Origin of the sequence: Thioclava sp. IC9, assembly GCF_002213225.1 — a bacterium.
GTDB classification, from domain to species: Bacteria; Pseudomonadota; Alphaproteobacteria; order Rhodobacterales; family Rhodobacteraceae; genus Thioclava; species Thioclava nitratireducens.
This window is the reverse complement of record NZ_NBNX01000004.1, coordinates 128,512-149,619: the sequence shown is the minus strand read 5'-3', so window position 1 is coordinate 149,619 and position 21,108 is coordinate 128,512. Positions and strand designations below refer to the sequence as shown.

21 protein-coding genes are annotated in these 21,108 nt (G+C 60.7%); 14 read left to right on the top strand and 7 right to left on the bottom strand.

Annotated elements, in window-relative coordinates; genetic code table 11:
• Positions 1-131: 131 nt before the first annotated feature.
• From B6V76_RS12065 to B6V76_RS12030, 8 genes are all read left to right on the top strand, one after another.
• Positions 132-1,487 carry a mechanosensitive ion channel domain-containing protein gene (locus tag B6V76_RS12065; RefSeq protein WP_088727550.1) on the top strand — a complete coding sequence of 452 codons (1,356 nt, stop codon included), beginning with the start codon at positions 132-134 and terminating at the stop codon, positions 1,485-1,487.
• Positions 1,488-1,619: 132 nt separating this feature from the next.
• Positions 1,620-1,982 (top strand): ribosome silencing factor, encoded by a 363-nt coding sequence (gene rsfS / locus B6V76_RS12060; protein ID WP_075776745.1) that lies wholly within the window; start codon positions 1,620-1,622, stop codon positions 1,980-1,982.
• Between the two features lie 10 nt (positions 1,983-1,992).
• A complete protein-coding gene (gene rlmH, locus B6V76_RS12055; RefSeq protein ID WP_088723493.1) occupies positions 1,993-2,460 on the top strand; it encodes a 23S rRNA (pseudouridine(1915)-N(3))-methyltransferase RlmH in 468 nt (155 codons plus the stop codon).
• 97 nt (positions 2,461-2,557) lie between these two features.
• Positions 2,558-3,277 carry a class I SAM-dependent methyltransferase gene (locus B6V76_RS12050; protein WP_141104916.1) on the top strand — a complete coding sequence of 240 codons (720 nt, stop codon included), beginning with the start codon at positions 2,558-2,560 and terminating at the stop codon, positions 3,275-3,277.
• 70 nt (positions 3,278-3,347) lie between these two features.
• Positions 3,348-4,871, top strand: a complete 1,524-nt coding sequence (gene gpmI, locus B6V76_RS12045) for a 2,3-bisphosphoglycerate-independent phosphoglycerate mutase (RefSeq protein ID WP_088727548.1) — start codon at positions 3,348-3,350, stop codon at positions 4,869-4,871.
• Positions 4,868-6,013, top strand: coding sequence for a peptidoglycan DD-metalloendopeptidase family protein (locus B6V76_RS12040; protein WP_075776741.1), 1,146 nt, complete (start codon positions 4,868-4,870; stop codon positions 6,011-6,013). The genes gpmI and B6V76_RS12040 overlap by 4 nt, the downstream gene beginning before the upstream one ends.
• Before the next feature lie 2 nt (positions 6,014-6,015).
• Complete coding sequence (locus B6V76_RS12035) at positions 6,016-7,431, top strand: S41 family peptidase (RefSeq protein ID WP_077701052.1); 1,416 nt, start codon at positions 6,016-6,018, stop codon at positions 7,429-7,431.
• A 30-nt stretch (positions 7,432-7,461) separates the two neighbouring features.
• Positions 7,462-7,947 (top strand): RNA pyrophosphohydrolase, encoded by a 486-nt coding sequence (locus B6V76_RS12030; protein ID WP_088719943.1) that lies wholly within the window; start codon positions 7,462-7,464, stop codon positions 7,945-7,947.
• Positions 7,948-7,951: 4 nt separating this feature from the next.
• Here B6V76_RS12030 and nadC read toward each other — a convergent pair whose 3' ends face one another.
• From nadC to B6V76_RS11995, 7 genes are all read right to left on the bottom strand, one after another.
• A complete protein-coding gene (nadC, locus tag B6V76_RS12025) occupies positions 7,952-8,788 on the bottom strand; it encodes a carboxylating nicotinate-nucleotide diphosphorylase (RefSeq protein WP_088727547.1) in 837 nt (278 codons plus the stop codon).
• A 1-nt stretch (position 8,789) separates the two neighbouring features.
• Entirely contained in the window at positions 8,790-10,340 is a 1,551-nt protein-coding gene (locus tag B6V76_RS12020) for an L-aspartate oxidase (RefSeq protein WP_088727546.1), read from the bottom strand.
• Entirely contained in the window at positions 10,337-11,389 is a 1,053-nt protein-coding gene (nadA, locus tag B6V76_RS12015; protein WP_088727545.1) for a quinolinate synthase NadA, read from the bottom strand. The genes B6V76_RS12020 and nadA overlap by 4 nt, the downstream gene beginning before the upstream one ends.
• Before the next feature lie 102 nt (positions 11,390-11,491).
• The gene (dnaQ, locus tag B6V76_RS12010; RefSeq protein WP_088727544.1) at positions 11,492-12,190 is read right to left on the bottom strand and encodes a DNA polymerase III subunit epsilon; all 699 of its coding nucleotides are present in this window, start codon (positions 12,188-12,190) and stop codon (positions 11,492-11,494) included.
• Positions 12,183-12,782, bottom strand: coding sequence for a dephospho-CoA kinase (coaE, locus tag B6V76_RS12005; RefSeq protein ID WP_088727543.1), 600 nt, complete (start codon positions 12,780-12,782; stop codon positions 12,183-12,185). Before coaE ends, dnaQ begins: the two co-directional genes overlap by 8 nt.
• Complete coding sequence (locus B6V76_RS12000; protein WP_075776734.1) at positions 12,779-13,618, bottom strand: shikimate dehydrogenase; 840 nt, start codon at positions 13,616-13,618, stop codon at positions 12,779-12,781. The genes coaE and B6V76_RS12000 overlap by 4 nt, the downstream gene beginning before the upstream one ends.
• Positions 13,615-14,256 carry a Maf family protein gene (locus tag B6V76_RS11995; protein ID WP_240497854.1) on the bottom strand — a complete coding sequence of 214 codons (642 nt, stop codon included), beginning with the start codon at positions 14,254-14,256 and terminating at the stop codon, positions 13,615-13,617. Before B6V76_RS11995 ends, B6V76_RS12000 begins: the two co-directional genes overlap by 4 nt.
• 356 nt (positions 14,257-14,612) lie before the next feature.
• Between B6V76_RS11995 and B6V76_RS11990 the strand changes: the two genes are divergently transcribed.
• The 6 genes from B6V76_RS11990 to B6V76_RS11965 all read left to right on the top strand — a co-directional run bounded on the left by B6V76_RS11990 (position 14,613) and on the right by B6V76_RS11965 (position 21,107).
• Complete coding sequence (locus B6V76_RS11990) at positions 14,613-15,077, top strand: CopD family protein (RefSeq protein WP_088727542.1); 465 nt, start codon at positions 14,613-14,615, stop codon at positions 15,075-15,077.
• 134 nt (positions 15,078-15,211) lie between these two features.
• Positions 15,212-16,483, top strand: coding sequence for a transcription termination factor Rho (gene rho, locus B6V76_RS11985; RefSeq protein ID WP_075776732.1), 1,272 nt, complete (start codon positions 15,212-15,214; stop codon positions 16,481-16,483).
• A gap of 34 nt (positions 16,484-16,517) precedes the next feature.
• Positions 16,518-17,801 (top strand): tRNA uridine-5-carboxymethylaminomethyl(34) synthesis GTPase MnmE, encoded by a 1,284-nt coding sequence (gene mnmE / locus B6V76_RS11980; RefSeq protein WP_088727541.1) that lies wholly within the window; start codon positions 16,518-16,520, stop codon positions 17,799-17,801.
• Positions 17,802-17,813: 12 nt separating this feature from the next.
• Positions 17,814-19,676: a tRNA uridine-5-carboxymethylaminomethyl(34) synthesis enzyme MnmG gene (gene mnmG / locus B6V76_RS11975; RefSeq protein ID WP_088727540.1), complete on the top strand. Its 1,863-nt coding sequence runs from the start codon at positions 17,814-17,816 to the stop codon at positions 19,674-19,676.
• A complete protein-coding gene (rsmG, locus tag B6V76_RS11970; RefSeq protein ID WP_088727539.1) occupies positions 19,673-20,302 on the top strand; it encodes a 16S rRNA (guanine(527)-N(7))-methyltransferase RsmG in 630 nt (209 codons plus the stop codon). Before mnmG ends, rsmG begins: the two co-directional genes overlap by 4 nt.
• Positions 20,295-21,107, top strand: coding sequence for an AAA family ATPase (locus B6V76_RS11965; protein ID WP_075776728.1), 813 nt, complete (start codon positions 20,295-20,297; stop codon positions 21,105-21,107). The genes rsmG and B6V76_RS11965 overlap by 8 nt, the downstream gene beginning before the upstream one ends.
• Position 21,108: the final 1 nt, after the last annotated feature.

The following is a 21,108-nucleotide window of genomic DNA, read 5'->3' as shown; positions in this document are numbered from 1 at the left end:
TCGCGGAGGCGGGCGCGATCATCCATGTCGAAAACGAGTGTCATGGGGCGCTAAATACGGCGAATCCGGCGCTGAGGCAATCGAAGAGTCCGTGTTTGGCCTGATCGCAAAACCGGGCTAACGTCATTTCCATGGATTTCGCGAACGGGGACATCGTCAAGATTTTGAGTTCGATCTGGGCGCAGATCGAAATCTTCCTCAATTCTATGGTCTTGCCCTCGCGGCTCTGGCAATTCGGGATCATCGCAGCGTGTTTTGCGCTGGCCCATCTCGGGCGCATCTGGCTCGCGCCGAAAGTCGACGACTGGGGGCGGAGGCGTGAGCTCTCGACCCGTCAGCTTCGCTGGCTGATCCTGCTCCGGAAGCGTCTGCGCGGATTTCTCTTCATCGTGTTCGCATGGGCGTCGGTGTTCGTGCTCGAGGCAACCAAGGGTTTTTATTCCTGGCGCTTCCTCGTGGTGCTGGCCGCCACGCTCGTCACGGCATGGCTCGTCGTCGGCCTCGTCGCGCGGCTGATCCGAAATGCGCTCCTGCGCGGTATCGTGCGCTGGGGCGCGTGGATCTGGGTCACGCTCTATTACCTCGGGCTTTGGGACGAAACGGTGCGGCTCTTGAACGGGACCGCGGTCGAATTCGGTGATTTCCGCATCACGGCCTACGGGGTTCTCAAGGCACTGGTGCTGACGACGATCCTCCTGTCGGTGGCGCGGATCATCTCTGGGCAGACCTCGGCGCGGCTGCGGACCAACGAGGATATCAGCCCGTCGATGTCGGAGCTGGTCATCAAGGTGATGCAGGTGCTGCTTTACGGCGCAGCGCTGTTCATCGGGATCAAGGCGGTAGGATTCGACCTGACCGGGCTTGCGGTTCTGTCCGGTGCGATCGGCGTGGGCCTTGGCTTCGGTCTGCAGAAAGTCGTGTCAAACCTCGTCTCGGGCGTGATCATCCTGCTGGATAAATCGATCAAGCCCGGCGACGTGATCAGCCTTGGCGAAACCTTCGGCTGGATCAATTCGCTGGGCGCGCGCTATGTCTCGGTCGTCACGCGCGACGGCAAGGAATACCTGATCCCGAATGAAGACCTGATCACGGGGCAGGTGGTCAACTGGTCCCATTCCAACGAATTCGTCCGGATCGACCTGCCCTTCGGCACCTCCTATCACGACGACCCGCATCTGGTGCGCAAGCTCGCGGTGGAGGCCGCGCAATCGGTGAACCGCGTCCTGAAGAACCGCCCGACGGTTTGCCACGTGACCGGTTTCGGCAACAGTTCGATCGATTACCTCCTGCGGTTCTGGATCACCGACCCGGTCGAGGGACTGACCAATGTGCGCGGCCAAGTGTTTCTCGCGCTCTGGGATACGTTCAAGGCGAACGGCATTTCGATCCCGTTCCCGCAGCGCGAAGTGCGCGTGCTCGAAGGGTCACAGCTTGACTTGCAACAGGCTCCGGAAACGCATAGCGAAAATTCGCCGCAGGAAAATTGAAATCGGACCTGCGGAATGCTACTTTTGAAAGACGTCCAGCGCCGGGACTATTGTGGCGCGTAACATCTGGAGGACCATGTCCTGTCTCATCTTTCCCTCGTGCCGAGTGATGCCGGCACAAAGGCAGCGGCCATGAATACACGGGCCGTCAACGCCGAAGCGACGAGCGAAGAAATCCTCGCGCGCGTCATCTCTTCCCTCGAAGACGACAAGGCCGAAGATATCGTGACCATCGACCTGCGCGGTCGGTCCTCGATCGGCGACTATATGGTTGTCTGTTCCGGGCGCAGCACGCGTCAGGTCAGCGCCATAGCCGAAAACCTGACCGAGCGGCTGAAGCACGAATTCGACCGGGCTTGCAAAGTCGAGGGCAAGGATCAGGGCGACTGGGTGCTGATCGACAGCTCCGACGTCATCGTTCACGTCTTCCGCCCGGAAGTGCGCGAGTTTTATCAGCTGGAAAAGATGTGGATGCCTGCGGGCGCCCCCGTCTGAGTTCGGCTGCATGAAGATCACGATCTGCGCGGTGGGCCGCTTGCGCAAGGGGCCCGAGCGCGAGCTGATCGACGACTACCTGAAACGCTTCGAGAAATCCGGGCGCGCCTTCGGGCTCGGCCCGGCTTCCGTCGTCGAGGTCGAAGACAAGAAAGGCTTGGGGCAGGGCGCGGAAGCAGAGTTGCTCAGCCGCGCCATTCCCGAGGGATCGGTCATCGTCACCCTCGACGAACGCGGCAGCCTGATCTCATCGCCGGAATTCGCCACGAAACTGCAAGGCTGGCGCGATCAGGCGCGCGACGTGGCTTTCGTGATCGGCGGTGCGGACGGGATCGACCCGGCCCTGCGCAGCCGCGCCGAGTTTTCCATCTCCTTCGGCAAGATGGTCTGGCCGCATATGCTGGCCCGCGTCATGCTGACCGAACAGATTTACCGCGCCGGACAGATCATCGCCGGCACACCCTATCACCGCGTCTGATCGACAGGTCACTAACCTCTGCTCCCATCGACAGCTTGCACCGCATCACGACGACGTTACGCTGCGTCCGAAAATGATGTGCAGCAGGTCAGGCCCGATGAATACTCTTCGAGACATGAACATATCCGGCGCGTCCATTTCCCGCGAGGCAATGATGCTACTGGGGTTCCAGCGCACGCGCCAGATTTCCGGCACTGCGCGAAAGGCTTGGGAAGACGGTGACAGGGGGCCCGCGTTCGAAGAAGTCGAGACCCGCAACGAGGAGATCTTTCGCGGCGCGCTCGCCGAGGTCTTCACCGAGTATCTACCGCTGCGCAAGACGCTCGAGGAAACCGGCCGCCGTCCGACCCATGTGGTCGACATCGGCTGCGGGCAGGGGCTCAACGACGCATTGCTGATCAAGGATTACGATTGCGCCGTGACCCTGATCGATATCGAGGAAACCCCGGAGCAATATCATTTCTGGAGCGATACCGGTGCAGGCTATGCCTCGCTCGACGCCGCAGCGGCGTTCCTGCGCGACAATGGCGCCCGCGCGGTCGAGACACTCAACCCGGTCAAGCAGCCTGATGCGCTGGACGGAGTCACGGGCGATCTTGTCACCAGCCTGATTTCCTGCGGCTTTCATTATCCGATCGGCGATTATCTCGACCTGATGATGCGGGTGATCCGGGACGGCGGGGCTGTCGTGCTGGACCTGCGCCGGCGCTATATGGAAAAGCCCGACGCGGCGCTCGCCTCGCTGCTCGAGGTCACGCGACAGACCGAGATACTCAGCTACGAGAAGAAGGCCCGGCGGATCATGTTCCAGGCCTGAGCCTCGCATGCCCCCGGTTGCCGCGACGGCCTGCGAGGCGTATGAGGGGGCAACAGATTAGGAGGCCGCCATGACCCGCCCGAAACCCGTCGTCCTGTGCATTCTCGATGGCTTTGGCGAGCGAAAGGAGCGCGAAGGCAACGCGCCCTTGCTGGCCGACACCCCGAACCTCGACCGTGTCCTGTGGAACAACCCGGCGAAATCGACGCTGGTGACCTTCGGCCCCGATGTCGGTCTGCCGAGCGGTCAGATGGGCAATTCCGAAGTCGGCCACACCAATATCGGCGCGGGACGGGTGGTGGCGATGGATCTGGGCCAGATTGATCTGGCGATCGAGGATGGCTCTTTCTTCGAGAACCAGGCGATCTTGTCCTTCATCGACACGATGAAAGAGAGCGGCGGGCGCGCGCATCTTATGGGCGTCATCTCGGATGGTGGTGTGCACGGCCATATCGAACATACGCTCGCTGCGGCGAAAATGGTCTCGGAGGCAGGCGTCCCCGTTCTGATCCACGCGATCACCGACGGGCGCGATGTCGCCCCCGATAGCGCGAAGTCCTTCGTTTCGGATCTTTGCGACCGGCTTCCCAAAGGCTGTACGGTCGTCACTGTCGATGGTCGCTATTACGCAATGGACCGCGACAACCGCTGGGACCGCGTCGGCCTTGCCTATGACGCGATGATCAACGGCAAAGGGCAGGGGGCAGACACCGCCGTGGCCGCGGTCGAAGCCAGCTACGACAAGGACGAGATGGACGAGTTCATCAAGCCCACCGTGATCGGCGATTACGAGGGCGCAAAGGATGGCGATGGCTTCTTCTGCCTCAACTTCCGCGCCGACCGCGCGCGCGAAATCCTGCGCGCGATCGGCGAGCCGGACTTCTCGGAATTCGAGACGGGAACGCGTCCGAAATGGGCGGCGCTGCTGGGGATGGTCGAGTATTCCGACAAGCATAACGCCTATATGAAGACCGCCTATCCGAAGCGCGAAATCGTAAACACGCTCGGAGAGTGGATATCAAAACAAGGGCTTAGCCAATTCCACTTGGCGGAGACAGAGAAATATCCGCACGTCACCTTCTTCCTCAACGGCGGCAAGGAAGAGCCGTGGGAAGGCGAAGACCGCTACATGCCGAAATCGCCCAAGGTCGCGACCTATGACCTGCAGCCCGAGATGAGCGCGCCGGAAGTCACCGACAAGTTCGTCGAGGCGATCGAGACCGGGTACGACCTGATCATCGTGAACTACGCCAACCCCGATATGGTCGGCCATACCGGCTCGCTGAAAGCTGCGATCGCTGCGGTGGAAGAGATCGACCACGATATCGGCCGCGTCGTCGAGGCGCTGGAGGCTGCGGGCGGCGCGATGATCATCACCGCCGATCACGGCAATTGCGAAACCATGATCGATCCGGAAACCGGGGGTCCGCACACCGCGCATACGACGAACCTCGTGCCGGTCTCTCTGGTTGGCGGGCCGGAGGGCGCCAAGCTGCGCGACGGGCGGCTCGCGGATCTCGCGCCGACGCTACTGGACCTGATGCAGATCGATCAACCCGAAGAAATGACAGGAAAGAGCCTGATCGTATCGTGATCCGCGCCGCACTCGCAGCTCTTCTGATTTCCGCCGGGCCGCTTTGGGCGGACGGATCTGGCGACGCCGCACTCAAGGCCTCGGCCGATCTGCGCAAGGCGATCACCGCGCTCGACGCGGCGCAGTCGAAGTCGGATCGCATTGCAGCACTAACGAAAACGATCCATGCCTATGAACAAGGGCTGAGCGCGCTGCGCGACGGGTTGCGCCGCGCAGCGATCCGCGAGCGCGAGATCAAGCAAGGCTTCGACGCGAAACGCGAAGAGCTTGGCAGTTTGCTGGCTGTCATGTCGACCATGCAGCAATCCGACGGGCCGCTGCTGCTGCTGCATCCGTCCGGTCCCGAAGGCTCGGCGCGGTCCGGGATGGTACTGTCCTCGGTCGCGCCCGCCTTGCAGGACGAGGCGCAGAAGCTGAGCGTCCACCTTGAGGAAATTGCGACCCTGCGCAAACTGCAGGAAAACGCGCGCGAGACCCTCGAAAAGGGGATGGTCTCGGTGACCAAGGCACGCACTGCGCTGTCGGAGGCCATTTCCGAGCGCCGCGAAAAGCTGCCGCAGCGCTATCTCGAGGAACCCGAGGAGCTGACCGCGCTGGTGCAAAGCGCCGATACGCTCGAAGGCTTCGCGACCGGGTTGAGCGATATGGAAAACGATATCGGTCCGCCGCGCGGGGATTTCGCGGGCGCAAAGGGCACGCTGAACTTGCCGGTTATCGGCTCGGTGCTGCGTGGCTTCAACGAACCGGATGCGGCAGGGATCAAACGTCCCGGCCTCGTGATTGCCAGTGAGCCGGGATCTCTGGTCACGACGCCTTGGGCTGCGACGATCCGATACCGCGGTCCCTTGCTCGACTACGGAAATGTGATGGTCCTCGAACCCGCAGATGGATATCTTCTGGTTCTTGCGGGCCTCGGAACCGTCTATGGTGAGGTCGGAGACGTGCTGCCAAAGGGCACGCCCATCGGCTTGATGGGCGGAATTCAGCCGGGAGCGAAGGAATTCGGCAAGGAATTCGTGCAGGCGGCGACAGATGGCGCTGGTGCAGATCGCAGCGAGACGCTTTATTTGGAACTGAGAGAGGGCGGCAAGCCCGTGGACCCGACGCCGTGGTTCATCCAGACAAAAGACGACAAGGGTTGAGTATGAAAAAGTTCATGATGGCAGCGGTTGGCGGGACGCTTGCGGGCGCGCTTCTGTCCACGCAAGTCGCGGCGCCGCTGATGGCCGAGGAAACGAAACGCAACGAAACCGTCTACCAGCAGCTGGACCTGTTCGGCGACATCTTCGAGAAGATCCGCCAAGACTATGTCGAGCCGGTCGATAGCAAGAAGCTGATCGAAGCCGCAATCAACGGCATGCTCAGCTCTCTCGACCCGCATTCCAGCTACCTGCCGCCTTCCGATTACAGCGATATGCGCGTGCAGACGCGCGGTTCGTTCGGCGGTCTCGGTATCGAGGTCACGCAGGAAGACGGCTTCGTGAAGGTGGTTTCGCCGATGGACGGTACGCCCGCGGCCGAAGCCGGCATTCAGTCCGGCGATTTCATCACCGCGGTCGATGGCGAGTCCCTGATGGGTATCCCGCTCGATCAGGCAGTCGACAAGATGCGTGGGCCGGTCGGCTCGGACATCACCGTGACCATCGTCCGCGAAGGCGAGCAGGATCCGTTCGACGTCACGCTGACCCGCGACACGATCAAGCTGACCGCCGTGAAGGGGCGCCATGACGGCGATACCGTCATTCTGCGCATCACCACCTTTAACGACCAGACCTTCCCGAACCTCGAATCCTCGATCAAGGAGCAGGTGAAAGAGGTCGGCGGCATGGACAAGGTCGACGGCTTCATCATCGACCTGCGCAACAACCCCGGCGGTCTTCTGACGCAGGCGATCAAGACGGCGGATGCGTTCCTCGACAAGGGTGAGATCGTCTCCACCCGCGGTCGGAACCCGCAGGATAGCGAGCGCTTCAACGCGACCGCGGGCGACATGGCCGACGGCAAGCCGATCGTCGTGCTGATCAACGGCGGCTCGGCGTCGGCTTCGGAAATCGTGACCGGCGCGCTGCAGGATCATCACCGCGCAATCGTCGTCGGCACCAAGAGCTTCGGCAAAGGCTCGGTCCAGACGGTCATGCCGATCCAGGGCGAGGGCGCGATGCGTCTGACCACCGCGCGCTACTACACGCCGTCAGGTCGTTCGATTCAGTCGCTGGGCATTGCTCCCGACGTTGTCGTGCCGCAGCCCGATCAGCCGAAATCGCAGGATAAGGCGGCCGCTGAAGGCGACAACGCCCGCAAGATGACCTCCGAGGCCGATCTGAAAGGTGCAATCACCAACGACTCGATGACCGAGGACGAGAAGAAACAGGCCGAGGACGAGCGCGCGAAAGCCGAAGAGGCCGCGAAGCGCCGGATGGAAGATTTCCAGATGTCCTACGCGATTGACCTGATCAAAGGCCTCTCGGCCATCGCGCCGGAAGCCAAGGCTGACACCGCGTCGACGCAGCAAGCCGAAGCGCCGAGCGCCGATAGCAAAACCGACACGCAGCAGAATTGAGGGGAAGGGGCCTTCGGGCCCCTTTTTCATATGACTCCCGAAGAAATCGTTAAACTTCCTTACCGCCGCAATGTCGGCGTCGTTCTGATGAACCCCGCGGGCCTCGTCTTCGCGGGCCAGCGCATCGACAATCCTGGACCGGCCTGGCAGATGCCGCAGGGCGGGATCGACAAGGGTGAAAAGCCGAAAGAAGCCGCACTGCGCGAACTGGAAGAAGAAACCGGGGTGAACCCCGATCTCGTCGAAATCGTCGCGAAAACCTCCGATTGGGTACGCTACGACCTGCCGCACGATCTTGTGCCGAAAATCTGGAACGGTCGCTGGCGCGGGCAGGAGCAGAAATGGTTCCTGATGCGCTTCCTCGGCTCCGACGATCAGGTGCGCATCGACACCGACCATCCCGAATTCTCGGTCTGGCAGTGGATGCCCTTCGACGAACTGGTCGAGAAGATCGTCCCCTTCAAACGCTCGGTCTACGAGGCCGTTCGCGCCGAATTCAGAGACTATCTCGGCTGAATTCTCAGAAATCGAGGCCCAGATCGAGCGTCCGCGCCGAATGGGTGAGCGCACCGGAAGAGATGTAATCCACGCCGGTCGCTGCCACTTCGGCAATCCGCTCGAGCGTCATGTTCCCCGAGGCTTCCAGTACGACGCGGCCCGCATTAAGCGCCACGGCCGCACGCAGCTCCGCGCTGTCCATATTGTCGAGCAGGATGACATCGGCGCCACCGATTTTCAGCGCCTCTTCCATCTGGCGCAGCGTGTCGACTTCCAGCTCGATCCGCATCATGTGACTGCGCGCCGCTTTCGCTGCTTCGAGCACCGCGCGCACGCTCCCGGCGGCCGCAATATGGTTATCCTTGATCAGGATCGCGTCCGACAGGCCGTAACGATGGTTGAAACCGCCGCCATGGGTCACCGCTGCTTTCTCGAGCGCGCGTAGACCCGGGGTGGTCTTCCGGGTGCAAGTGATACGCGCCTTCGTGCCTTCGGTTTTCGCGACGAAGCTCGCGGTTTTCGTGGCAATCCCGCTGAGGCGTCCCGCGAAATTCAGCGCCACCCGCTCCGCCATCAGGATCGACGCGGCCGAGCCATCGACCGTCAGCAAGGTCTCCCCGGCTTGGCACGGTTTGCCATCCGCGATCAGTATCGAGACGAGCAAAGTCGGATCGACCAGTCGAAACGCCATCGCCGCGACCTGCATACCTGAAGCGACGCCATCTTCCCGCGCTTTCAGTCGCGCGGAATAGGTCTTGCCCGCCGGAATCACCGCCTTCGTCGTCGCGTCGCCCATCGGCGAAAGGTCTTCGACCAGCGCGGCGCGGACAATTGGTTCGATCAGCAAATCGGGCAACATGTCAGTCCTCCAGGGCTGCGGCGCGAATTTTCAGCGCCTCCTCCAGCGTGATTTTCGTTCTTTTCGCCAATTTAGGGTCCATGTCCGGAAAATCGGAACGGAAATGGCCGCCGCGGCTCTCTCGGCGCGCAAGCGCCGCTGCAGCGATCAACGTGGCCGTCGCGGTCATGTTCCGCATCGTTTCCGTGCGGGCCTCCGCCTCGATCTTCGCAATGACGCGCAGGGCCGCCTTCAATCCCTCCGCATCGCGCACGACACCGACACCATCGGTCATCGCGTTGCGCAGCACCTGCACGGCTGCCTCGTTCACCGGGACATCGCCGTCGGGAAACGCGGGGGTTACCGGCTCAGCGTCGGCGATATCTCCAAGCTCAGCAGCGATACCGACAGCGCAAATCCGTGCGAAAACCAAAGCCTCAAGCAACCCGTTCGACGCCAGGCGGTTCGCGCCATGCAGCCCGGTCGACGAGGCCTCGCCGCAAACCCAGAGCCGGTCGAGCGAACTGCGTCCCTCCGTATCGGTATCGACTCCGCCCATATGATAATGTGCGGCCGGCGCAACGGGGATGACGCCGGAAACAGGGTCTATTCCGGCCCGTTCGCAGGCTTCGGCAACGGCGGGGAAGCGGGTCAGGACTTCAGCCCCTAGGGCTGCACGCGTATCCAAAGCGGGTTCGCGCCCGGCCTGTCGCTCCAGGTAAACCGCCCGCGCCACAATATCGCGCGGAGCAAGCTCCGCGTCGGGATGAACGGAGAGCATGAAGCGCTCGCCATCCGCGTTAACGAGTATTGCACCTTCACCGCGCAGCGCTTCGGTCGCGAGCGGGGCAGGGTCTTCGCCACTGGCGATCGCGGTCGGGTGGAACTGTACGAATTCCGGATCGGCGATCCGCGCGCCAGCGCGCGCTGCCATCCCGATGACCTGCCCACGGATCCGAGGCGGGTTTGTCGTAACGGAAAACAGCCCGCCGGACCCGCCGCCCGCAAGCAAAACCGCCGGGCTTTTGATCAGAACGGGCCCTGAAGGCTCAAATGCGCGTTCGATCCACACGCCGGTCACGCGGTCGTCTTCGGTCTCCAGATACGTGGCCAGGACGCCTTCGAGAACCTGAACCGAGGGTGCCTGCCGGACTGCCGCGACGAGAGTCTGCATGATCTCGCGACCCGCCTGATCGCCTTTCACCCGGACGACCCGCGCGTGACTGTGCGCTGCCTCGCGCGACATCACGTAGTCGCCCTCGAGATCGCGATCGAAGGGCGTTCCGAGTTCGGTCAATGCGAGGATGTGCTGACGTGCTTCTTCGGTGACCAAATGGGCGATTTGCGGTGAAACAGTGCCTGCTCCGGCGATCATCGTGTCGCGTGCATGCGCCGCAGGCGTGTCGCTGACCGACATCGCCGCCGCGACACCGCCCTGGGCCCAAGCCGATGATGCGCCTTCGCCCAGAGTTTCCGGCGAGATGATGAGAACGGGGCGGGGCGCGAGGCTTAGGGCCGCGTAAAGTGCGCCCAAGCCCGCGCCGACGATGACGATCCGCTGCGTTTCGATCACTTCGCCAGCGTCCGGGAGAGTTCGATCATCCGCTCGACCGCGACGCGCGCTTTCTCGGCAATCTGCGGGTCGACGATCACTTCCTCGGTCCCGGTATGCAGCGACCACAGGATTTTTTCGAGCGTGATTTTCTTCATGTAGGGGCACATATTGCACGGACCCACAAAATCTACTTCCGGTAGCGCGTCGGCGATGTTGGATGCCATAGAGCATTCCGTCACCAACATGGCCTCTTTTGGCTTGTTGGTTTCGACGTATTTAATGATCCCCGACGTCGAGCCCGAGAAATCGGAGGCCGCGACAACATCCGGCGGGCATTCCGGGTGCGCGATGATCCGGGTATTTGGGTGCATCGCGCGGAAGTCACTGATATCCTTGGCAGTGTACTGTTCGTGGACGATGCACGAACCTTCCCACCAAACCACATTCTTCTCGGGAACCTCGTTCGCCACGTTCTGCGCAAGGTACTGGTCCGGGGTCATGATGACCGTGTCACTCTCCATCGCCCGCACGATCTGCGCGGCGTTGGACGAGGTGCAGCAGATGTCGGAGGCGGCTTTCACCTCGGCTGTTGTGTTAACGTAGCTTACCACGGACGCGCCCGGGTATTTCGAGCGCATCTCCGCAATGCCGTCAGCGGTGATCGACTCTGCCAGCGAGCAGCCGGCTTTCATATCTGGGATCAGGACGGTCTTGGCCGGGTTCAGGATTTTTGACGTTTCGGCCATGAAGTGCACGCCGCATTGGACGATCGTGCCCGCCTGAACTTTGGTCGCTTCGATAGCAAGCTGCAGACTATCACCTACTACATCTGCCACGCCGTGGTAGATTTCCGGCGTCATGTAGTTGTGAGCAAGAATTACCGCGTTCTTCTCTCTCTTCAACTGGTTGATTGCGCGGATATACGGCGCGTAACGCGCGAAATCCGGAAGGGGGATAACGCGATCCATCTTTGCGTGGATCTCGTGCATTTCCTCGGCCAGCTCGATGGACGGCGCAAGATCATAGGTCTCGGCCAGCGTGGCACGCATTTCAGTCAGGTCCAGCATGGACGGTACTCCCGCTCTCTCCCTAAGAAGCCCCCGATTTAAGGGAGGTTGACGCTCGGTTAAATGGGAAACTTGTTTATTTTGATAGAAAAGGCGCCGACGTCAGTCGTAACGGTTCCAGATCGCCGCTTGTCCCAGCTTGGCGACAAAGGCAGCATGGGCTTCGGCTTCTTCAGCAGTCAAACGTGGGGGCAGGGGCTCCGGACGGGGCTTCGGACGCCAGCCTTGATTTGCGCCAGCTTGCAATTTCTGACCGGTTTCAACGGGTTGCAGTCCAAAGCCCGGCTGCCGACCGCCAATCAGCTCAAGGTAAACCTCAGCCAAAATCTCACTGTCGAGCAGCGCGCCGTGCAAAGTCCGCGACGAGTTGTCGATGCCGAAACGACGGCAGAGCGCGTCGAGCGTCGCGGGCGAGCCAGGAAATCTACGCCGTGCCATCGCGAGCGTATCGAGTGCGCGTTCATCCGGGATCAGAGGCATTCCGGCCCAGCGAAGCTCGGCATTCAGGAATTTCATGTCGAACTTGGCGTTGTGGATCACGAGGACCGAGTCCGTGCCGATGAAATTCAGGAAATCGAGGCCGATCTGGGCGAATTTGGGCTTGTCCGACAGGAATTCGTCGCCCAAGCCATGCACTTGGAAGGCTTCCTGCGGCATCGAGCGCTCGGGGTTAATGTATTGGTGATAGGTGTTACCGGTGGGCATGTGATTGAACAGCTCAACCGCGCCGATCTCGACGATCCGATCGCCGTCTTCCGGCTCGAAACCTGTGGTTTCGGTATCGAGAACGATTTCACGCATTTTGCTCACCCCTGATCTGCGCGATCAGGTTTCGCACATCTTGGCGGGTCTGCTCAAGATCGACGGTTTCGATGATGAAGGTCGCGCGGCGGCGTTTCTCTGCGTCCGGCATCTGTCGCGACAGGATGAAATCGAGCTGCGCCTTGGTCATCTCCGGCCGCTCCAGGACGCGCGCGCGCTGAACCTCCGCCGGCGCGGAAACGACAAGAGTGGCATCGCAAGCAGCATCAGCCCCGGTTTCGAACAAAAGAGGGATGTCGAGGAGGATCAGATCCGCCTCTGAGTGATCCGCGATGAACTGGCTACGAGAGGCCGTCGTGAGTGGGTGAACGATCTCTTCAACGCGGTTTAGAGCCGTTTTGTCGTTCGCGAGCAGTTTTTTCAGCTCCACCCGATCCACTGCGCCCGCCTTGATCGCAGAGGGAAAAGCGGCGGCGATCGGCGCAACGGCCGCACCATCCTTCGCATAGAGATCATGCACCGTCTGATCCGCATCCCACACGGGCACGCCGGCCTCGGCGAACATCGCGGCGGTCGTGGATTTTCCCATCCCGATGGAGCCGGTCAGACCGAGCAGGAAAGGCTTGCTCATCCCCCGAGCACCGCGTTGCGGACGGTTTCGCCGACTTCCGGGCGCTGGCCGAACCAACGCTCAAATCCCGGGACGGCTTGATGCAAAAGCATGCCAAGCCCGTCGACCACGGTGCATCCCGCGTCTTCGGCCTCGGTGAGAAATTTGGTCTTAAGGGGTGTATACACGAGATCACAGCAAGTCGCGCTGGGACGCAATGCATCGAGCGGAACGCGAAACTCCGACTTGCCTATCATACCGAGCGACGTCGTGTTCACCACCGTCGCCGCATCTTCGAGCATATTGCCCGCCCGCACCCAATCGTAAACGACCAGACGCGCCCCGAATTCCTGACGCAGCGCATCGGCGCGCGCCCGCGTCCGGTTCGAGATACGGATTTCCGGCGCTCCGCTTTCCAGAAGCGAAGCGACGATGGCGCGCGCGGCCCCGCCTGCGCCGAGAACGGCAGCCGGGCCAGACTTCGGGTCCCAGTTCGGCGCATTCTGCCTCAGATTAGCGATGAAACCGTAACCATCTGTATTATCTGCGTAAATCTTGCCATCCGGGCGGAACACCAAGGTATTCGCAGCGCCGATTAGGGCCGCGCGATCGGAGATGACATCGGCAATCTCGAGCGCGCGGATCTTGTGCGGGATCGTCACATTCGTGCCGACGAACCCCGCCTTGGGCAAGGTCCGAAGCACGGTTTCCAGATCATCACTGGCCACATCCATCGGAACATAGAACCCTTCGATCCCGTATTCTGCAAACCAGGTGCGGAACAGGAGCGGCGAGCGCGAATGCGCGACCGGCGATCCGATGACGCCAGCGAGGGGAATGCGCGGATGATCCGTCATGTCGTGAAATCTCCTCGGGCATGAAGCCAGTTAAGGAATTCGATCAAGGGAAGGCCCAGGACGGCAAAATAATCGCCTTGGACGCGGGAGAAAAGACGCACGCCTTCCTCCTCGAGCTTGTAGCTGCCCACGGACCAGCGGATGCTCTCCCAGTTCCGGGCGACGTAATCGTCGATGAAGGGCGCAGTAAGCTCATGCATCGTCAGACGCACTTCGCCCACATGACGCCAGAGCGGCTCGCCATCCCGGATCGCAACCATCGCGGAAAGCAGTTTGTGGGTTTGGCCGGAGAGGGCACGCAACTGCGATTTCGCGTCCTCCGGTGTCTCCGGCTTCGACAAGACCGTGCCTTTAAGCTCCAGAACCTGATCCGCGCCGACCACCAGTTCTCCGGGATGGCGCGCCGACAGTTTCGTAGCCTTCATCTCGGCGAGAAGGTCCGCGACATCGCGCGGCTTTGCCTCTTCGGCCTCCAAACTCCGCCTGATCGTGTCCTCGTCAATGCGCGCGGGCGCGACCGTCACCGACAGACCGGCGTTGCGCAGAAGCTGCGCGCGGATTTCTGAAGCGGAGGCAAGGAGGATGTTCATGAACTTGTGGATAAGCAGGCGCAGAAGTCTCGGGGTCGAATTGGGCATAACGCGGATCGGCGGATTACTCCACCGGATCGGCACGTTTCATGGCAGATTTACGAAACTTGTCCACCTGTGGAATTCGGATTCGAGCCGTTGGGGACACGGTGAGGACTTCACAATTTTCTCCAAAGAGTTATCCACAGGATGACGTTGAGACTCTCCGAGAGATAAACACGCAGTATCAATGTTTTAGGAGAAACTCGCCAGCCGAAAGATTCCTTCCCACCAGATGTTTTCCGCCTGTGGAGAAACTCTTGATAAAGTGTTAATCCACATCATCAACAGGCCCTACATCATCATCATCTTTTTCTTTAAAGAATCTTTTTTGAAGATGATGGCAGCTGTCAGCCGGAGGCGAGATGACCGATTTCCTGAGCACATGGTATTTGTGGATCAAAGCGCTCCACGTGATGGCGATCATCACATGGATGGCGGCCTTGTTTTATTTGCCGCGGCTTTACGTTTACCACGTCGAGGGGCTGAACAAGGCGGGCATGAAACGCGATAGCGATCAGGAGCTTCTGTTCCGGCATCAGGAACGGCTTCTTCTCAAGGCCATCATGAACCCGGGGATGATCGCGAGCTGGCTCTTCGGCCTGATGCTGGTCTTCACGCCGGGGATCGTCGATTGGTCGAGCATCTGGCCGTGGACCAAGGCAGCCGCCGTTCTCGGCATGACCTGGTTCCACATGTGGTGCGCGAAGGAACGCAAGGCGCTTGCAGAGGGCAGGGCGAACCGCAGCGGGCGCTACTACCGCATGATGAACGAGATCCCGACGATCTTCATGATCGTTATCGTCGCGTCGGTGATCGTGAAATTCTGACTTTCGTTGACTCAGCGACGCTTTGCGCTTATCTGCCTCGCCAAGCCCCGGCCGTCCTGGCCGACCGGTTTTTCTGAGACACGACGAATCTTTGCGCCCATCGCTCTGGTGAGGCGCCAGCTGCAGGTAATCCGATGAGCGATGAACGCCTCAATCTCTCCGACTTGAAAGCCAAGAGCCCGAAGGAACTTCTGGCGCTGGCCGAAGAATGGGAGATCGAAAACGCCTCGACCATGCGCAAGGGCGAGATGATGTTCTCGATCCTGAAGGAGCATGCCGAGGATGATTGGGTCATCGGTGGCGATGGCGTCCTCGAAGTTCTGCAGGATGGTTTCGGCTTCCTGCGTTCGACCGAGGCGAACTATCTGCCGGGTCCCGACGATATCTACGTCTCGCCCGACATGATCCGCCAGCACAGCCTGCGCACCGGCGATACCGTCGAAGGCGTGATCCGCGCGCCCGGCGAGAACGAGCGGTATTTCGCGTTAACGAAGGTTGAGCGGATCAACTTCGAGGAGCCGGAGAGGGCGCGCCACAAGGTCGCTTTCGACAACCTCACGCCGCTCTATCCCGATGAGCGCCTGAAGATGGAAATCGAGGATCCGACGATCAAGGACCGTTCGGCCCGGATCATCGACCTCGTCGCGCCGATCGGGAAAGGCCAGCGTTCGCTGATCGTCGCCCCGCCGCGGACCGGTAAGACGGTTCTGCTGCAGAACATCGCGACCTCGATCGAGCGTAACCACCCGGAATGCTACCTGATCGTTCTGCTGATCGACGAACGACCGGAAGAAGTCACCGACATGCAGCGTTCGGTGAAGGGCGAGGTGATCTCTTCGACCTTCGATGAACCGGCGACGCGCCACGTTGCGGTGTCCGATATGGTCATCGAAAAGGCCAAGCGCCTCGTCGAGCATAAGCGAGATGTCGTTATTTTGCTGGATTCGATTACCCGTTTGGGCCGCGCCTTCAACACCGTCGTTCCGAGCTCGGGCAAGGTGCTGACCGGTGGTGTCGACGCGAACGCGCTGCAGCGTCCGAAGCGGTTCTTCGGCGCCGCGCGGAACATCGAAGAGGGCGGCTCGCTGACCATTATTGCGACCGCGCTGATCGATACCGGCTCGCGGATGGACGAAGTCATCTTCGAAGAATTCAAGGGCACCGGTAACTCGGAGATTGTGCTGGACCGCAAGGTTGCCGACAAGCGTGTATTCCCGGCGATGGACATCCTCAAATCCGGCACCCGGAAAGAGGATCTGCTCGTCGATCAGAAGGATCTTCAGAAAACGTACCTTCTGCGCCGCATCCTGAATCCGATGGGTACGACCGATGCGATCGAGTTCCTGATCTCGAAGCTCAAGCAGACCAAAACGAACTCGGAATTCTTCGACTCGATGAACGGCTGAGGCCGTCCTATCTTCCGCTCGGAAGAGGATTGCTATGGACACGATCTATGCTCTGGCCACGGCCCGCGGAAAAGCGGGCGTGGCCGTCATTCGTATTTCAGGACCGCAAGCTTGGTATGCGGCGCGGGAACTGGCGGGAACCTTGCCGGAACCGCGCATCGCCGGGCTGCGCAGGCTGCGGCTCGCGGGTGAGGAACTCGACGAGGCAGTGGTGCTGTGCTTTGAAAATGGGGCCAGCTTTACCGGCGAAGAGGTCGCGGAGCTGCATATCCACGGGGCGATCGCGACGGTCTCGGCTGTCTTGCGTGCGCTTGGACAGATCGACGGGTTGCGGCTTGCGGAACCTGGTGAATTTACCCGGCGGGCGTTGGAGAACGAACGGCTCGATCTGGCACAGGTCGAAGGACTTTCCGATCTGATCGAGGCGGAGACAGAGGCGCAGCGCAAACAAGCGTTGAAGGTTTTGTCAGGCGCGGTTGGCGCTCTGGTCGAGGATTGGCGGGCGAAGCTGATCCGGGCGGGGGCGTTGATCGAAGCAACGATCGACTTCGCGGATGAGGAAGTTCCGGTCGATGTGTCGCCCGAGGTGTTGGAGCTGATCGACGCGGTCACAGCCGGAATTCGCGATGAATTACGCCGGATTGGTGCGGCAGAACGGATCCGCGAAGGGTTTGAGGTCGCAATTGTCGGGCGTCCGAATGCCGGGAAATCAACCTTACTCAACGCGCTCGCAGGGCGCGAAGCCGCGATCACCTCCGAATTCGCAGGCACGACGCGCGACGTTATCGAGGTGCGAATGGAAATCGGCGGGCAGGCGGTGACCTTGCTCGACACCGCTGGCCTGCGCGAAACCGACGATGTCGTGGAAGCGATCGGGGTGGAGCGGGCTCTGGAACGCGCCCGACAATCCGACCTGCGCGTGTTCCTGCTCGATGGCGAAGAAGTACCGTTGATCGCGCCGGAACCGGGCGATCTGGTGGCGCACGGCAAATCGGATATTGCCGAGCATGACGGGCTGAACGTGTCCGGAAAGACAGGAGCTGGTCTGGCAGAACTTATCTCCGCAATCGAAGAAAGGCTGTCCGGGCTTGGTGAGGGTGCCGGCGTGATGACGCGAGAGCGACACCGGGTTGCAATGCAACGTGCATTCGGGGCTTTGGAATCGGCGCGAGATGAGGTATTGCGCGGGTCCGACCGGAGCGAGCTGGCAGCGGAATCACTGCGCCAGGCGGCTTGGGCGCTGGAAGCGTTGCTCGGGCGGGTGGATGTCGAGAACCTGTTGGACGAAATTTTCTCGAGCTTCTGCATCGGAAAGTAAGGAGTGTTTCACGTGAAACATTACGACGTCATCGTGATCGGAGGCGGGCACGCCGGAACCGAGGCAGCCCACGCCGCCGCCCGGATGGGCGTTCAGGTGGCCTTGGTGACCCTGCGCGCCGACGCGATCGGGGTAATGTCGTGCAATCCCGCGATTGGTGGGCTTGGAAAAGGCCATTTGGTGCGCGAGATCGACGCGATGGATGGCGTTATGGGGCGGCTGGCCGATGCGGCGGGGATTCAATTTCGCCTTCTTAACCGACGTAAAGGGCCAGCGGTGCAGGGTCCCCGCGCTCAGGCGGATCGTAAACTCTACCGTGAGGCGGCTCAGAGGGTGACTGCGGCGCAACCCAATCTTGATGTGATCGAAGGGGAAGTGACCGACCTGAGCGTCAAAAGCGGTCGTGTGACCGGCGTGATGCTTGCAGATGGTGTAGCGCTTAGCTGTCATTCGGCGATCCTGACTTCGGGAACGTTCCTGAATGGCGTGATTCATATCGGCGATCAGCAGCGTCCAGGAGGTCGCATCGGGGATAGCCCGTCGCGTGCACTCGCAGAGCGGCTTTATGCGATGGAGCTGCCGATGGGCCGTCTGAAAACCGGTACGCCGCCGCGGCTGGATGGGAAGACGATCGCTTGGGAAAAATTGGAGAGCCAGCCGGGCGATGACGATCCGGTGATGTTTTCCTTCCTTAACCGGTCGCCCGAAGTGCGGCAGATTTCCTGCGGGATCACCCATACGAATGGGCGGACTCACGACATCATCCGGGGCAATCTCGACCGCTCAGCAATGTATGGCGGGCATATTTCTGGGGTTGGCCCTCGCTATTGCCCGTCTATCGAAGACAAGGTCGTCCGTTTTGCCGACAAGGATTCGCATCAGATCTTTCTTGAACCGGAAGGGCTGGACGACGACACGGTCTATCCGAACGGAATTTCGACTTCGCTACCTGTCGATGTTCAGGAAGATTACGTCCATTCGATCTTCGGTCTGGAAAATGCGAAGATTCTGCAACCCGGTTACGCGATCGAATATGACTATGTCGATCCGCGGGCACTGGACGGGACGCTGCAGTTGCGCGCCGTGACCGGCCTATATCTTGCGGGACAGATAAACGGAACCACAGGATATGAGGAAGCCGCCGCCCAAGGTTTGGTGGCGGGGTTGAATGCGGCGTCTTCCGCCAAGTCGGGCGAACCGGTGCAATTCAGCCGGACCTCAAGCTATATCGGCGTGATGATTGACGACCTGACCTCACGCGGCGTTACCGAACCTTACCGGATGTTTACCTCGCGCGCCGAATTCCGCCTGTCGCTGCGGGCTGATAACGCCGACCAACGTCTGACCGGGATGGGGATCGAGATTGGCTGCGTTGGCGAAGCGCGCCGTGCGCAGTTTGAAAAGAAGTCCGCCGAGCTTGCGGTTGGCGGCGAATTATTGCGGTCGATTTCGCTTACGCCGAAGGAAGCGAAGGAGAAGGGTTTCAAGGTTAACGAGGATGGGACTCGCCGGACGGCGTTCGATCTCTTGTCCTTCCCGGATATCACAATGCCCGCTTTGCAGGAGGCGCTTCCGGAACTGAAAAAACTTTCCGAAGATGCCGCGCGGCAATTGTCGATCGATGCGCTTTACGCGAATTACGTGGCGCGTCAGGAGGTCGACGCGGCCTCTCTCAAGCGCGATGAGGGCTGGGAAATCCCCGAAGATTTCAATTTCGATTCTTTGCAAGGGCTTTCGAACGAGCTGAAGGGGAAGCTTCAGCGCGCGATGCCCAAGACTTTAGGTCAGGCGGGGCGTATAGATGGAGTGACGCCGGCTGCGCTAACCTTGATCTTAGCGCGCCTGCGGCAGTCAAAGCGGGAACGCTCTGCATGACGACGCCCGAAGCCGAGGAGTTCGCGAAGCGATTCGATGTTTCACGTGAAACACTGGATAAGCTCCTAGCCTACGAAGTCCTCCTGAAGAAATGGAACCCGGCGATCAACCTCGTCGCGAAATCGACCTTGGAGGATATGTGGTCGCGCCACTTCCTCGATTCGGCCCAAATATTCGCGATGGCGCCTGAAAATGCGCAGATATGGGCGGATTTTGGGGCAGGGGGAGGGTTTCCAGGCCTGGTGATCGCGGTTTTGTCGGCAGAAAAAGAGCCCGAGAGGCAAGTGGTTCTCGTCGAGTCGGATCTTCGCAAATCTGCTTTTCTGTCGACGGTCAGTCGTGAATTGTCGCTCAACACCCGCGTTATCGCGCAGAGAATCGAAGAAATCGCTCCGCTGGACGCGGGCGTCGTTTCTGCCCGTGCTCTCGCTAGCCTGCCAAAATTGTTGGAATTCACCGCGCCACATCTGAAGCCGGACGGGACGGCTCTCTTTCCGAAAGGCGCACGCTGGCAGGAAGAACTTGCGCAGGCGCGGGAAAGCTGGTCCTTTGACCACGAGGCGATCGAAAGCCTCAGCGATCCAAACAGTGTTGTCCTGAAAATCCACGGAGCCGAGCGTGTCTGACCCAATTCGCGCAAACGAACCGAAAATTATTGCGATTGCGAACCAGAAGGGCGGCGTGGGCAAGACGACAACGGCGATCAATCTCGCTGCCGGGCTCGTTGAGGCCGGGCGGAAGGTGCTTCTGATCGACCTGGATCCGCAGGGGAACGCGTCGACGGGGCTCGGAATCGAACCTGATGATCGCGAACTGACGACCTATGATCTTCTGATCGAGGATGCGCCGGTTTCGTCAGTCTTGCACAAGACGGAAATCGACGGTCTTTACCTCTGTCCAGCGACAACGGACCTGTCCTCGGCCGATATGGAGCTCGTTTCGACCGAAAAGCGCAGCTTTCTTCTGCATGACGCGCTACGACATCCTGATGTCGATACCTATGGCTTCGACTATATATTGATCGACTGCCCGCCTAGCCTTAGCCTGCTGACCATCAACGCGATGGTCGCATCGCATTCGGTGCTGGTGCCGCTTCAGGCGGAATTCTTCGCGCTCGAAGGGCTTTCGCAGCTGATGTTGACGATCCGGGAGATCCGGCTCAGCGCAAATCGAAACCTGCGGATAGAAGGGATCGTTCTCACGATGTATGACGTGCGGAACAATCTCTCGCAGCAGGTGGAGGCGGATGCGCGCGCGACCTTGGGTGAGTTGGTTTTCCGTACGATGATTCCCCGGAACGTGCGGGTCTCCGAGGCGCCTTCTTACGCGATGCCGGTGCTCAACTATGACAGCAGCTCGCGCGGGGCGGTGGCCTATCGAAACCTGGCGAGCGAATTGATGTCGCGGCACGAATTGGCAAAGGCGGTGTGAG